The organism is Meridianimarinicoccus zhengii (assembly GCF_003254465.1).
GTDB lineage: Bacteria > Pseudomonadota > Alphaproteobacteria > Rhodobacterales > Rhodobacteraceae > Meridianimarinicoccus > Meridianimarinicoccus zhengii.
On record NZ_QDFI01000217.1, the window covers coordinates 1 to 519 of the forward strand.

The 519-nt window shown below is 58.0% G+C and carries 1 protein-coding gene; it reads left to right on the forward strand.

Annotated features, from left to right (window positions below):
- A partial coding sequence (locus tag DDE13_RS22700; protein WP_162631217.1) for an N-6 DNA methylase occupies positions 1–519 on the forward strand: 519 nt, incomplete at both ends.

Below are 519 nucleotides of genomic sequence, written 5' to 3' on the forward strand. Positions count from 1 at the left end.
GAGACCGACACTGACACCGTGGCCCTGGTGCGTAACAACTTGGGCTATTTCCTTACTTACGAGAACCTGTACTCGACGTGGCGAGACTTGGGTAACGACTTCTCCATCGCTCACGTGCGCTACGGCCTGGCTACCTTCAAGCGCAACATTGCCCCGGAGCGCAAGCACGTCTTCGACGGCATCCTTAACACCTTGGACACCAGCCTGTCGAAGTTGGGCACAACCGACGCTGCCCGTACCTCTGCCATCAAGAAGCTACTGGACCTCATCGATGACATCCCCACTGATGGCAAGCAGGGCTATGACGTGCTGGGCTACATCTACGAGTACCTCATCGAGAAGTTCGCGGCCAACGCGGGCAAGAAGGCAGGCGAATTCTACACCCCGCATGAGGTCTCGCTCATCATGAGCAACATCGTTGCTGACCACCTCAAGGGCCGCGACGAGATTCAGATTTACGACCCGACCTCCGGTTCTGGCTCCCTACTGCTTAACATCGGCGAGGCCGTCGCCAAGCGC